General features: G+C 60.2%; 10 protein-coding genes. 6 read left to right on the plus strand and 4 right to left on the minus strand.

Annotated features, from left to right (window positions below; translation table 11 throughout):
• Positions 1-102: 102 nt before the first annotated feature.
• The 4 genes from B5G09_RS03795 to B5G09_RS03810 all read left to right on the plus strand — a co-directional run bounded on the left by B5G09_RS03795 (position 103) and on the right by B5G09_RS03810 (position 3,464).
• Positions 103-618 (plus strand): CvpA family protein, encoded by a 516-nt coding sequence (locus B5G09_RS03795; protein WP_087311156.1) that lies wholly within the window; start codon positions 103-105, stop codon positions 616-618.
• Positions 611-1,537, plus strand: coding sequence for a ribosome small subunit-dependent GTPase A (gene rsgA / locus B5G09_RS03800; RefSeq protein WP_087404115.1), 927 nt, complete (start codon positions 611-613; stop codon positions 1,535-1,537). Before B5G09_RS03795 ends, rsgA begins: the two co-directional genes overlap by 8 nt.
• An 82-nt stretch (positions 1,538-1,619) precedes the next feature.
• The gene (locus B5G09_RS03805) at positions 1,620-2,243 is read left to right on the plus strand and encodes an RNA methyltransferase (protein ID WP_241147571.1); all 624 of its coding nucleotides are present in this window, start codon (positions 1,620-1,622) and stop codon (positions 2,241-2,243) included.
• Positions 2,244-2,264: 21 nt separating this feature from the next.
• Complete coding sequence (locus B5G09_RS03810) at positions 2,265-3,464, plus strand: aspartate aminotransferase family protein (protein ID WP_087404117.1); 1,200 nt, start codon at positions 2,265-2,267, stop codon at positions 3,462-3,464.
• Between the two features lie 166 nt (positions 3,465-3,630).
• On the opposite strand, the gene nfo is transcribed toward B5G09_RS03810, so the two are convergent.
• Positions 3,631-4,482, minus strand: coding sequence for a deoxyribonuclease IV (nfo, locus tag B5G09_RS03815; RefSeq protein ID WP_087404118.1), 852 nt, complete (start codon positions 4,480-4,482; stop codon positions 3,631-3,633).
• Positions 4,483-4,578: 96 nt separating this feature from the next.
• Here nfo and B5G09_RS03820 point away from each other — a divergent pair, with 96 nt between their 5' ends.
• Complete coding sequence (locus tag B5G09_RS03820; RefSeq protein WP_087404119.1) at positions 4,579-5,751, plus strand: DUF3078 domain-containing protein; 1,173 nt, start codon at positions 4,579-4,581, stop codon at positions 5,749-5,751.
• Complete coding sequence (locus B5G09_RS03825; protein WP_087404120.1) at positions 5,751-7,391, plus strand: S41 family peptidase; 1,641 nt, start codon at positions 5,751-5,753, stop codon at positions 7,389-7,391. Before B5G09_RS03820 ends, B5G09_RS03825 begins: the two co-directional genes overlap by 1 nt.
• 503 nt (positions 7,392-7,894) lie before the next feature.
• Here the strand turns inward: B5G09_RS03825 and deoC are convergent.
• The 3 genes from deoC to pnp all read right to left on the minus strand — a co-directional run bounded on the left by deoC (position 7,895) and on the right by pnp (position 13,266).
• Positions 7,895-8,776, minus strand: coding sequence for a deoxyribose-phosphate aldolase (gene deoC / locus B5G09_RS03830; RefSeq protein ID WP_087404121.1), 882 nt, complete (start codon positions 8,774-8,776; stop codon positions 7,895-7,897).
• Positions 8,777-8,876: 100 nt separating this feature from the next.
• Positions 8,877-10,598: a hypothetical protein gene (locus B5G09_RS03835; protein ID WP_087404122.1), complete on the minus strand. Its 1,722-nt coding sequence runs from the start codon at positions 10,596-10,598 to the stop codon at positions 8,877-8,879.
• A gap of 451 nt (positions 10,599-11,049) precedes the next feature.
• Positions 11,050-13,266: a polyribonucleotide nucleotidyltransferase gene (pnp, locus tag B5G09_RS03840; RefSeq protein WP_087311164.1), complete on the minus strand. Its 2,217-nt coding sequence runs from the start codon at positions 13,264-13,266 to the stop codon at positions 11,050-11,052.
• Positions 13,267-13,281 lie beyond the last annotated feature (15 nt).

Below are 13,281 nucleotides of genomic sequence, written 5' to 3' on the forward strand. Positions count from 1 at the left end.
TTATACCTATATTAATAGAAGACAGGTCAAAAAGGCGGTATCGGTGCTTTTTTTGGCTCGTTCAGGTAATTTTCGTATCTTTCGGAACTTAAAAAGCACTGCTTGAATACGATTGATCTGCTTGTCTGCCTGGTGCTGGTGCTGGCCGTCTGGAATGGCTGGCGCCAGGGCTTCATCGTACAGATTTTTTCGCTGGCGGGAATCGTCGCGGGGATCTGGCTGGCGGCGCGTTTCGGCGCCGAGGTCGGTGCGCTGCTCCGGCTCGACGAAGAGGTGGCCGCAGCGGGCGGTTTCGTCACGGTGCTGATCGTGGTGGTGCTTGTGGTGGCCATTGCGGCACGACTGGTGCGCCGTCTCTTTCACTTTGCGGGGTTCGGCGTGGCGGACATCCTGTTGGGCATTGCCGTCTCGGTGGTGAAATACCTGCTGGTCATGAGCGTGCTCTTCTCGGCTTTCAGCCGGCTGAATGCGGACTATACGCTGGTCAAGCGGCAGACGCTCGATGAGTCGCGGAGCTACCGTCCGATTCTTCGGCTTTCGGAGAGCCTCTTCCCCTTCGTGGAGCGGATGTACGAGAGAATCACCTTTCAGAACGATAACAGACCAACCGATGAATGAGCGATTTACAGCCACCGTCGTGCGTGCGACGGGCAGTTGGTACGACGTGGCCACGCCGGAGGGCGGGCATGTGCGCTGCCGGATCCGGGGGCGCCTGCGCCTGAAGGGGGTGCGGTCGACCAATCCGGTTGTTGTGGGCGACGTGGTGGAGTGCGAACGGGAGGAGACTCCCGGCGAAGGGGTGATCGTGGAGATTCGTCCGCGGCGCAATTATGTCATCCGCCGGGCTTCGAACCTCTCGAAGGAGTCGCACATCATCGCCTCGAACATCGACCAGGCGTTGCTGATGGTCACCTTGCAGTCGCCCGAGACTCCGCCGGAGTTCGTGGATCGTTTTCTGGTGACGTGCGAGGCCTACAAGGTGCCGGTGACGATCCTGCTGTCGAAGATCGACCTGCAGGATCCGGAGGCCGTGGCCGACTTCCGGGCCGTCTACGAGGGGGCCGGATACCGTGTTCTGGAGGTTTCGGTCCGGGACGGACGGGGGGTGGAGGAGGTCCGCAGGTTGTTGACCGGTTCCACAACGCTCGTGTCGGGAAATTCGGGAGTCGGGAAGTCGACCCTGATCCAGACGATCGACCCCGCGCTCGACATCCGCACGGGTGAAATCTCCGAGAGTCACCACAAGGGGCGCCATACGACCACCTTCTCGACGATGTATCCCCTGCAGGGGGGCGGAGCGGTGATCGACACGCCCGGGATCAAGGGTTTCGGACTGATCGACATCGACGATGCCGAGTTGTGGCACTACTTTCCGGAGATGATGCGTGTGGCTCCGGGGTGCCGTTTCTATAATTGCACGCATACCCACGAGCCGGGCTGTGCCGTGGTGGAGGCGGTCAAGGCGGGCGAGATTGCCTGGCCGCGCTACGAGAGCTACCTGAAAATCCTCGACGAAGATGAGAAGTACCGCAAGTAACGACACGACGCCGCGCAGCGATGCGCTGTTCGGTCCCGAGGCGGGGCCTGCGGCGGAGCGGATTGCCTTCCTGGCGGAGTTCATGACCCCCGAGCGCTACGGCGTGCTGCGGGGCAGCGTCGCCATGCGCATGCGCTACATGACGGTGCTGGCCGAGAACATGTACCACGGGCAGAATGCCGCGGCGCTGATCCGCCATTGCGACGCCTTCGGGGTGCAGCATCTGCACACTGTGGAGACGCGCTGCACCTTCCGGCCCAATCCGGTCATTGCGCGTGGGTCGGAGCGATGGGTCGATGTCGAGCGCCACGCCTCGACGGCGGAGGCCATCGCCTCGCTGCGGCGCGAGGGCTACCGCATCGTGGCCACAACGCCCCACTGCGAGGATGTGACCCCCGAGACGTTCGACGTCGCGAAGGGGCCCTTTGCGCTGATCTTCGGCACGGAGCACGCCGGCATTTCGGACGAGGCGATTGCCGGAGCCGACGAGTTTCTGCGCATCCCGATGTGCGGACTGGTCGAGAGTCTGAACGTCTCGGCCTCGGCGGCGATCCTGATCTACGAACTCTCGTTGCGGGTGCGGCGTACGGTCGCGGGGTGGGAGCTTCCGGTCGCGGAGCAGGCGGCGTTGATGGAGCGGTGGATGCGGCGCAGCGTGAAGGATGCCGATGCAATCCTGCAGCGACGCTTCGGCACTGCGGAGTGACGTTTTAACAAGTGAAATAGGATGAGTACGATTCTTCGGAAACAGTTTTTGGCCCACGTGGCCCAGACGTCGCCTTCGCCGATGCTGGTGGAGGTGGCCCGGGGCGAGGGCACCTTTTTCTACACGCCCGAGGGAAAACGCTATTACGACCTGGTGGCGGGGGTTTCGGTGAGCAACGTCGGACATGCCAATCCGGCCGTGGTGCGGGCCGTGCAGGAGCAGGTGGCGCGCTACATGCACGTGATGGTCTACGGCGAGCTGGTCGAGACACCGCAGGTGACTTATGCGGCGAAGATCGCCTCGCTGCTGCCCGGCGATCTGGAGAGTGTTTACTTTGTCAACTCGGGCGCCGAGGCGGTCGAGGGGGCGCTGAAGCTGGCCAAGCGCTTCACGGGCCGTACGGAGATGATCTCCATGCGGCGGGCCTACCACGGTTCGACCCACGGTGCGATGAGCATGATGGGCGCCCCCGAGGGTGAGGAGTGGAAGGGGGCCTTCCGGCCGCTGCTGCCCGACGTGCAGGCCATCGAATTCAACGACTTCGACCAGCTGGAGCGCATCACGCGCCGCACGGCCTGCGTGCTGACCGAACCGGTACAGGGCGAGGCGGGTGTGCGTCCTCCGAAGCCGGGTTACCTCGAGGCGCTTCGCAAGCGTTGCGACGAGACGGGGACGCTGCTGATCTTCGACGAGATCCAGACGGGGCTGGGCCGTACGGGCGAGCTGTTCGCCATGCAGAAGTACGGCGTGGTGCCCGATATCGTCTGCCTGGCGAAGGCTTTCGGCGGAGGGATGCCTCTCGGAGCCTTCATCGCGCGCCACGAGGTGATGGATACCCTGCAGCACGACCCCGTGCTGGGACACATTACGACCTTCGGCGGCCATCCGGTCTGCTGTGCGGCGGGTCTGGCGGCGCTCGACTACCTGCTGGAGAACCGCGTCGTCGAGACGGTCGAGGCGAAGGGTGCCTTGTACGAAGAGTTGTTGCGCGACCATCCGGCCGTGCGGGAGATCCGCCGCAGCGGTCTGTTGCTGGCCGTCGAGCTGGGCTCTTCGGATCGCCTCTACCGGATCATGGAACTCTTCAAGGAGGCGGGGATCCTGAGCGACTGGTTTCTCTTCTGCGACACGGCGTTCCGTATTTCGCCGCCGCTGACGATCTCCGAGGAGGAGGTGCGCGACAGTGCGGCGCTCATTCGCGAATGCCTCGACCGGCTGTAGCCGGGAAAGGAGGGGGGGGGAAAAAGGTTCCGGGTAGAGGCGGAACGTCGACTACCCTTCCATCCCCCCCCCTGCTGCGTCCTGCGGACTGTCGCAGCCGGGGAGCCTTTGACGCTGCGGTCAGGTCGGCTCCGGACTCTCTGCCGTCGAGTCCCGCTGCCTGTGCCTATTGCACCTCGGCGGCGAAGGCCTTCAGCCGGGCGATCTCCTCGGCCCAACGGCTCTCGTCGGGGGTCTCGAGGATCAGTGGAATGGCGTCGAACCGCGGATCGCGGGCGATGTAGCGGAAGCAGGCCTCGCCGATCATTCCCTCGCCGAGCGACGAATGGCGGTCGACGCGGCTTCCGAGGATCTTCATCGCATCGTTCAGATGCATCCCCTTCAGATAGCGGAATCCGACAACCCGCTCCAATTCGGCAAAGGTGGCTTCGCAGGCCTCCTCGGTGCGCAGGTCGTAACCGGCGGCGAAGGCGTGGCAGGTGTCGATGCAGACCCCGACGCGCGACTTGTCCTCGATGCGGTCGATCAGATAGGCGAGGTGCTCGAAGCGGAATCCGAGATTCGAACCCTGCCCGGCGGTGTTCTCGATGACGGCCGTGACACCGTGCGTCTTTTCGAGGGCGAGGTTGATCGACTCGGCGATGCGGTCGAGACTCTCCTCCTCGGAGATCTGCTTCAGATGGCTTCCGGGGTGGAAGTTCAGGCGGTCGAGCCCCAGCAGTTCGCAGCGCTTCATCTCGTCGGTGAAGGCCGTGCGCGACTTTTCGAGGGCTTCGGCCTCGGGGTGTCCGAGGTTGATCAGGTACGAATCGTGGGGAAGGATCTGCGCCGGGGTGTACCCGCACTCGTCGCAGGCGCGGCGGAAGGCGTCGATCTCGGCCGCGGTCAGGGGCTTGGCCATCCACTGACGCTGGTTCTTGGTGAAGAGGGCAAAGGCCGTGGCGCCGATGGCGTGGGCATTGCGGGGGGCGTTCTCCAGCCCGCCCGATGCGCTGACGTGTGCTCCGAAGTATTTCATGGTGTTCGATGTTTCGTGTTGTTTTGGACAAAGTTAAGGAATTTGTAAATAAATTCATAACTTTGCATTTTGGAAATATAACGCCTTGAACCCGTTATGAAACGTTCACATGTGCTTCTCGCAGGGTTTTTCCTGCTGTTTTCGAGCCTTCCGGCCGCGGCCCAGATCTCGATTGACGAGGTCAATGCCGAGCCCTCGGACGTGAAGTTCCACGATGAACTGAAATCCACGTCAGTGGATGTCGACTATTTCAGTCTGGCCCGTTACAAGGCCGAGCGTGCCGCCATCCGCAAGGAGCGCAATGATTTGGAAATCAGTGCAGGACTGCAGGGCACGTTGACCTCCTATAACGATCCATGGATCTCCGTATCGGGCGGTGATAACTCTATTGCGCTGGTCGCCTCGTTCAACCTGAGGCATCTGTTTAAGAAAAACCTCTTCTCGATTGAGACGAAGGCTTCTGCCAAACTGGGTTACAACCGCATGAAGGTGGAGACGACGAACGCGGAGAACGAACCGGTGAGCAACGGCGTGTGGTTCAAGAATCAGGATGAGTTTGTCGTATGGGTCAATCCGGCCTTCAAATTGGCCAAAAACTGGTCCTACGGTTCGACGTTCCAGTTCCGCAGCCAGTTCGTCAACGGCTACAAGTCGCGTACCGAGCAGGAACGTGAACATCTGAAGAGCTCCTTCCTCTCGCCGGGTTACCTCGACATTTCGCTGGGTTTGACCTACAAGAGTCCGCTTGCGAAGTTTCCCATAGCGGTCAATATCTCGCCGGTAGCCCTGAGTGCCGTTTTTGTGGAGAGTTCGCGAATTCGGAGCAACAGTTGGGATAGCAACAAACCGGGGTGGGAATCTTATGGTCTGGCCTCCGAGGGCAAGACCTCGAAGTACGAGGGCGGTTCGTCGGTGGAGATCAACTTCGACCGCACGTTCGGCAAGACGGGTTACCTGCGCTATCGAACGACGCTCTATACCTTCTACGGTTGGATCACCGACGTGGGGCAGCCGCACAAGTATAACGATTACAACCGCTATCTGGATGCCGTGCAGACGTGGGAGCAGAACGGTTCGGATCCCGAACTCAAGCCGCGCCTGGCGATTCATCCGACGGTGCGCTGGACCAATACCGTGGATATCAAGGCCACGAAATTCCTGACGACGACGCTGAGTTTCCAGCTCTACTACAACCGGGCGCAGAACCTCTCCGTACAGACCGAAACGCTGTTGAGCGTCGGTCTGACCTATACCTTCAAGAACAAGTGATGTACCGCAATTCGAAACAGACGATTCTCTTCCCGCTGCTGCTGGCGGCGGGCGTGGTAGCGGGGCTGCTGCTCGGACAGTACCTCGGACGCAACACGACGGCTTCGCAACTCAAGGGGGTGTTGGACCGCATGACGCTCCCCTCCAACAAACTCACCTATACGCTTTCCCTGATCGAGAACGAGTATGTCGACTCCGTCTCGATGGATTCGCTCTCCGAGCACGTCATTCCGCTGCTGGTGCGTGAACTCGACCCCCATTCGGTCTATATTCCGGCCTCGGAGATGGCCGCGCTGAACGAACCGCTCGAAGGGGAGTTCGACGGCATCGGCGTGGTCTTCAACATGGCCACCGATACGGTGATCGTGCTGAACGTCATCCCGCAGGGTCCGAGCGACAAGGCCGGGATCAAGGCCGGCGACCGGATCATCGAGATCGACGATTCGCTGGTGGCCGGGCGCAAGATCCCCCAGAACGAGGTCGTACGGAAGCTCCGCGGTCCGCGCGGCTCGAAGGTGCACCTGGGGCTCGAACGGCAGGGAATTCCGGATCTGGTGCAGGTCGAGGTTGAGCGGGGTGTCATCCCGATCAAGAGTGTCGAATCGTCGTTCCGCATCACCGACAGCATCGGCTACATCAAACTGGGCCAGTTCGCACGGACGACTCACGAGGAGATCCGCCGTGCGCTTGCCGCGCTGCAGGCCGAGGGGGTCAACAAACTGATTTTCGACCTGCGGGGCAATTCGGGCGGTTATCTCGATCAGGCGATCGGCGTAGCCGACGAGTTTCTGCACGAAGGGCAGCTGATCGTCTATACGGAGGACCGCCACCACCAGCAGTTGCGAGAATACGCCGACGGCGGAGGTTCGGCCCAGAATATGGAGCTGGCCGTGCTGATCGACGAAGGGAGCGCCTCGTCGAGCGAGATTCTGGCCGGCGCCCTGCAGGACAACGACCGCGCCACGATCATCGGCCGGCGTTCGTTCGGCAAGGGGCTTGTGCAGCGCCAGATCCCCTTCAGCGACGGTTCGGCGCTGCGTCTGACGACGGCCCGCTACTACACCCCCACCGGCCGATCGATCCAGAAACCCTATACGATCGGCGACGACGAGAGTTACGAGGAGGATCTCTACAACCGTTACCGCAACAACGAGTTCTTCTCGGCCGACAGCATCCACTTTGCCGACTCGCTCAAGCGGGTGACGCCCGGCGGCAAGATCGTCTATGGCGGCGGAGGCATCATGCCCGACATTTTTGTACCGGCCGACACGACCGATGTGACCCCCTATTTCGTCGAGGTCGTGGGCCGCAACATCCTCTACCGCTATACGATCGAGTACGCCGACCGTCACCGCGAGGCGCTCAATGCCGTGCAGACGATCGGTGATCTCGAGACGCTGCTCGACAGCGACCGGGCGCTGGTCGAGGATTTCATCCGCTATGCGGCCCGCAAGGGGGTTGCACCGCGCTACGGCGACATTGCCCGTTCGCGCAAGCTGATCGAGGCGCAGCTTCGGGCCTATATCGGCCGCAATACGCAGCTCGAAGACAACGGTTTCTATGCGAATATCTATCCCGTGGACAACGTCATCATGCGGGCGATTGCCGTTTTGAAAGGAGAGGAGGCCAGCGATGATTAAGCGACTGATCGGTTTTGTGGTGACTTTGGCCGTGCTGGCCGTTGTGGTGATAACGATCCTTCATCACGGTCGCTACCGTTCGATGCTTCCGTTTGGCGATCCCGGTGTGACGCTTGTGCCGCAGGATTCACAGCGGGCTCCTGTTCCGACGCAGGAGGCTGTCGGGGATACATCCGTACGCTCCGGCTCTGAAGCGGTTCCCGGAACGAAACCTGGAGTGGACTCCGCGGCTATTCCGGGTGATACTCCGGCAGAACCCTCCCCGTCGACGGATTCTTTGCGTTGAATCCATCGGGAAACCTCTGGTTCTGATCTTGCGGTTGTCGGATTTCAGTTTCCGCCCGGTCTTTCCGCAATTACTTGGTCCTTCGGTCTGCCTGCGGTCTTTGCTTCGCTTCGAGGGGGCGCCATTGTCTCGCAAAGGCCGGTTGATGCGCGTGAAAAAACGGCAACCTTTCTACAAAGGCTGCCGTTTTCCGTACAATGCAAATTGTGCAGGGCTGCTAATAGTATTTGATCGTTTTTCCTTCGATGGCCGAGAGGATGTTGTTGGCGGCCGACGAGGCTCCGATGCGGAAGAGATCCGTCGTGAGCCACTCCTTGCCGAGAATCTCCTCGACGATCGTGTAGTAGAGGGCAGCCTCCTCGGGGGTGCGGACGCCGCCTGCGGCCTTGAAACCGACCTTGCGGCCCGTCTTTTCGTGGTAATCGCGGATCGCCTGGCACATGACGACGGCGGCTTCGGGTGTAGCGGCCACGTCGATCTTGCCCGTTGAGGTCTTCACGAAATCCGCACCGGCAAACATCGACAGCAGCGACGCGTTGCGGATCAGTTCCGGAGTCTTCAGCGCTCCGGACTCGATGATGACCTTCAGCACGATGTCGCTGTCCATCTCCGTGCGGATCACCTCTACTTCGTTGGCGGCTTCGTCATAGGCCCCGGTGAGCATCTTGCCGACGTTGAGCACAATATCGATCTCGTCGGCTCCGTTCTCCACGGCCATGGCCACTTCGAGGGCCTTCACCTCGAGGAAGGTCTGCGAGGCAGGGAAACCGCCAGCCACACTCGTGATGCGCATCGGCGTGCCGTCAACCGCAACGCCTACCGTATCGACGAATGCCGGATAGACACAGATCGAGGCGACATTGGGGATTTCGGGGTATTTTTCGTAGAATTCTGCGGCCTTGCGGGCGAATTCGGTGACCGAAGCGACCGAATCGTTGCACGAAAGCGTCGTCAGATCAATAGCCGAGTAGCAGAACTTGTATACCTCGATATTGTGATTCCGCTCTTGGGCGATCTTGCGGAAGCGGGCGACCTCTTCGTCTACCTGTGCGGGGCTCCAGGCCGGCGCGTACTCTTTGAGATGGTTGGCGTATTCCATACTTAACGGTTTTGCACAAAAGTAGGAAAATTATTCGTACCGGCAAAAAAAAGCCCGGATCAATCGATCCGGGCCCGTTTATTCCTCAGTGCGGGAGGAATTATTTCTTCAGCGCCTTGAGGTTGACGTCCTTGGCAGCCTTGGCGGCGAGCTCGGGATTCTTCGAGGTAGCGCTCTTGAGCTGAGCCTCGGCGGTCTTCAGGTCACCCTCCTTGACGGCGATGACGGCACGCAGGTAGTCGGCCTCAGCGGAGTTGTCCTTGGCGATGGCCTTCTTGGCACCGGCCAGGTCGTTGGACTGAACCAGGGCAATAGCCTCGTTGTAGCCGGTCAGACCCTTGGCAGCGGTCTTGTAGTCGCCCTCGGCAGCAGCCATGGCAGCCTTCGACTCGGCGTCGGCGGCAGCGGCATACTTCTTGGCCTCGGCGGTGTTGCCGTTAGCGAGGTTGGCCAGCAGGAGGTTCTTGTTGAGCTCTTTCGAGGAGTCGAGCTTGGCAGCCTTTTCGAAGGACTCGAGGGCAGCAGCCTTGTCGCCGACTTCGGTCTGGGCAACACCGAGGTTGTTCCAGATGCGGGCGTCGTTGTACTTCTTCGAAGCGGCGGTGAGGATTTCAACCTGCTCGGCGGGATCCTCGGTCAGCTCCTGAGCGGCGTAGAGGTAGTGCTCTGCGGTGAGTTCGCCACCGTTGCGGTAAGCCTCCATGATCTCAGCATCGGTCAGACCCTGAAGATCGGTGCTGTTGACGATCTGCGAGCGACGGAGCTCGGGCAGGATCTCCTTCTTCAGCTCCTCGAATACGGAGGACATGTTCTTGATTTCGGCCTCACGCTCAGCGGGCGAGTTGTAGAGGCTCAGCACCTGGAGAATGAGGTTCTTGTCCTGGATATTGGACTTCTCGACGAGCTCCTTGAAGCCGTCCCAGTCCTCACCGTAGGCAGCGGCGTCGATCTCCAGACCGGCATCCTTGAGCAGTTTGGCAACGACCTTCTGGCTGGACTCGCTACGAGCCTTGGAGAGCTTGTCGTTGAACTTCTCCGGACCATCGGGCGAAGCGTAACCCTTCACGGCGATGTTCTGGGTAGCGCGGTCGTTGTCGAGGTTCTTGTCGACGTTGGCCTTGAAGGCGTCGAGGTTTGCGTTCTGCTCGTTCTTCTTCGTCACGACGGAGGAGTTGATGGCATAGAGCAGGTCGGTCTTGTCAACGACGGTGGTGACCTTCTTGTAGTCGTTGGGCATCTGCTCCATCAGATCGCTGTACTTGAGATCCTTCTGCAGGGTGTTCAGACCGTAAGCGACCGTCAGACCGAACTCCTTGGCCAAGGCAGCCTTGGCAGCCTCGTCATTGCCGGCCAGCACGGCAGCCTCCTCCTTGGTGGGGATTGCACCGTTGTTGAGGTTTACGAGCGTAAACTCCTTGCACTTGCCCTTCGGGCACTTGATTTCGGCGCGGAGCTGGAGTTCGCACTGATCCATGCGGGGATCGTAGGCGAATTCGACATGCTGCGAGAAGTTTCCACCGGAGGTCTTGTCGACAACGGCGTAGTTCTCGTCCACCTTCGAACCCTGATAATATTTGGTCGTACCGGCAACTTCGCCGCCCTCGAAAACGATGACGGGCGTTACCTTGATCACAGCCTTCTTGTTGAAGTACTCTTCGGGGAACGTGACATTGATGTCAGCGGCCACGATGCCGTTGTTCAGTGTCAGAATCTCGGGGGTCACCGTCAATTTGATGTCGTCCCGATTTTGGGCCATCTTCTTGAAGCAGTTACAACTCGAGAATGCCAGAGCGGCAGCTACGAGCACAACGCTCAATTTCATGATGTTTTTCATAATAGATAAAGTTAGTGTGTTTATTTGTTGTTTGCCTTATTTTCGATTAAAAACCGATACGTCCGCTTGTGAATCGGGGCGTATGCCTGTTCTCTCACTCTTCCCTCTCTTCTTCCTCTCTCTTTTTCTCCTCTCCTCTCTTCTTCCAGCGCTTCATTTAGCGCCTCGTACCTTCTTTTTCTTCGTTTTGTCTCTTTTCCCGAGCACCTCCGCCACTTCATTATTCTCTCTCCCTCTCTTCCCTTCTTTCTCTCTCCCCCCCCCTCCTCTCTCTCTGTCGGGTGACCCGCTCCTGCGACTTAACCCGCAGAAGCCGATCCGGTGGGCAGTCTGAGCCGCTGGAACAACGCAAATATAGAAAAGTCCGGCAAATTATGCAAAATTTCGGGCGGAAAATGTAAATAAAATTTCCGCCCGAAATGTCACATTCACAAACGTTTTATTCGTCCTTGTGGTCGTGCCGCGGTCGGCGATCGCCGCGGTCGGGTCTGGGACGACGCTCACGCTCGACATAACCCTCGGGTTTCGGGAGCAGGGCCTTGCGCGAAAGCTTGAGTTTGTTGGTCTTGGGATCGACGCCGATGAGTTTGACATCGATCTCGTCACCCTCCTTCAGACCGGTCTCCTCCATGGTCTCGAAACGCTTGTAGTCGATTTCGGAGATGTGGAGCAGGGCATCCTTTCCGGGGAGGATCTCGACGAAGGCACCGAATGCCACGATCGAACGGATCTTTCCGTGATAGGTTTCGCCCACCTCGGGGATTGCCACGATGGCCTTGATGCGGGCCAGTGCAGCGTCGAGGGCGGCCTTGTCCACGCCGAAGATGTCGACGATACCCTTGTTGTCGACCTCGGTGATGGTGATGGTGGTGTTGGTGGTCTTCTGAATATCCTGGATGACCTTTCCGCCGGGGCCGATTACGGGGCCGATCATATCCTGCGGGATGGTGATCTGGACGATGCGCGGTACGAAGGGCTTGTAGTCGGCGCGCGGCTCGGCGATGCACTCGGTGATCTTGTCGAGGATGTGCATGCGGCCCTGACGAGCCTGCTCGAGGGCTTTGGCGAGGACTTCGTACGAGAGGCCGTCGACCTTGATATCCATCTGCGTGGCGGTGATACCATCGCGCGTACCGGTTACCTTGAAGTCCATGTCGCCGAGGTGGTCCTCATCGCCGAGGATGTCGGAGAGGACGGCCCACTTGCCGGTCGAGGAGTCGGTGATCAGACCCATGGCGATACCCGAAACGGGCTTCTTGATCTTGACGCCGGCGTCCATCAGGGCGAGCGTGCCGGCGCAGACGGTAGCCATCGACGACGAACCGTTCGACTCGAGGATGTCCGAAACGACACGGACGGCATAGGGGTTCTCCTCGCCCAGCGGAATCATGGGCTTCAGGGCGCGCCATGCGAGGTGTCCGTGTCCGATCTCACGGCGCGACAGACCGCGTGCGGCCTTTGCCTCGCCGGTCGAGAAGGGCGGGAAGTTGTAGTGGAGCACGAACTGCTCGGTGCCCTGGACGAGAACCTCGTCCTTGACCTTCTCGTCGAGCTTCGTGCCGAGGGTTACGGTAGCCAGGGCCTGGGTTTCGCCGCGGGTGAAGATGGCCGAACCGTGGGCGGCGGGCAGGTAGCCCACTTCGCACCAGATGGGACGGATCTCGTCCGTACGGCGGCCGTCGAGACGTTTGCCCTCGTCGAGGATCATGTTGCGCATGGCCTTCTTGAGGACGTCGTCGTGGAAATACTTGTGGATCAGCGGGGCCTTCTCGACGAGCTCCTCCTCGGTGTAGCGCGAGGCGAATTCGGCCTCGAGGGCGTTGAAGAGGTCCTCGCGCTCGTGCTTCATCGTGCCGCTCGTAGCGATGGCGTAGGCCTTGTCGTAGAGCTCCTTGATGATGGTCTGGCGGAGCTCCTCGTCGTTGACCTCGTGGCAGTAGGTGCGTTTTACGTCCTTGCCGAGCTCCTTCGAGAGCTCGATCTGTACGGCGCACTGCTTCTTGATCTCCTCGTGTGCGAACTTGATGGCGCCGAGCATGACCTCCTCGGAGACCTCCTTCATCTCACCCTCGACCATGAGGATGTTGTCGATCGTACCGCCGACCATGATGTCGAGGTCGCACTCGGGCATTTCGGAGAAGTTGGGGTTGATGGCATACTGCCCGTTCTTGCGTACGACGCGGACCTCGGAGATGGGGCCTCCGAAGGGGATGTCCGACACGGCCAGGGCAGCCGAAGCGGCCAGACCGGCCAGGGCATCGGGCTGAATGTCCTTGTCGGCCGAGATGAGGTTTACGGTGACGTATACCTCGGCGTGGTAATCGGCGGGGAACAGGGGACGGAGGGCGCGGTCGATCAGGCGGGCGACGAGGATTTCACTGTCGTTGGCCTTTCCTTCGCGCTTCATGAAACCTCCGGGGTAGCGTCCGCAGGCGGCGTACTTCTCCTTGTATTCGACCTGCAGGGGCATGAAGTCGGTGTCGGGTTTTGCATCCTTTGCGGCCACGACGGTGCCGAGGAGCATCGTGTCGCCCATCTTGACGACCACGGCGCCATCGGCCTGTTTGGCCAGCTTGCCCGTTTCGATCTCGATCTGGCGGCCGTCGCCGAGGGTGATGATCTTGCGGACTGCGTTGTACAGCTTCTTTTCTTCCATAAAAATTTTAACCTA

Source organism: Alistipes sp. An54 (assembly GCF_002159375.1).
Taxonomy (GTDB): Bacteria; Bacteroidota; Bacteroidia; order Bacteroidales; family Rikenellaceae; genus Alistipes; species Alistipes megaguti.

What these genes read in the sequence shown, in the direction of transcription:
- pnp (WP_087311164.1), bottom strand. Translation starts at nt 13,266, where the DNA reads ATGGAAGAAAAGAAGCTGTACAACGCAGTCCGCAAGATCATCACCCTC.
- B5G09_RS03810 (WP_087404117.1), top strand. Translation starts at nt 2,265, where the DNA reads ATGAGTACGATTCTTCGGAAACAGTTTTTGGCCCACGTGGCCCAGACG.
- deoC (WP_087404121.1), bottom strand. Translation starts at nt 8,776, where the DNA reads ATGGAATACGCCAACCATCTCAAAGAGTACGCGCCGGCCTGGAGCCCC.
- B5G09_RS03825 (WP_087404120.1), top strand. Translation starts at nt 5,751, where the DNA reads ATGTACCGCAATTCGAAACAGACGATTCTCTTCCCGCTGCTGCTGGCG.
- B5G09_RS03835 (WP_087404122.1), bottom strand. Translation starts at nt 10,598, where the DNA reads ATGAAATTGAGCGTTGTGCTCGTAGCTGCCGCTCTGGCATTCTCGAGT.
- rsgA (WP_087404115.1), top strand. Translation starts at nt 611, where the DNA reads ATGAATGAGCGATTTACAGCCACCGTCGTGCGTGCGACGGGCAGTTGG.
- B5G09_RS03805 (WP_241147571.1), top strand. Translation starts at nt 1,620, where the DNA reads ATGACCCCCGAGCGCTACGGCGTGCTGCGGGGCAGCGTCGCCATGCGC.
- B5G09_RS03820 (WP_087404119.1), top strand. Translation starts at nt 4,579, where the DNA reads ATGAAACGTTCACATGTGCTTCTCGCAGGGTTTTTCCTGCTGTTTTCG.
- nfo (WP_087404118.1), bottom strand. Translation starts at nt 4,482, where the DNA reads ATGAAATACTTCGGAGCACACGTCAGCGCATCGGGCGGGCTGGAGAAC.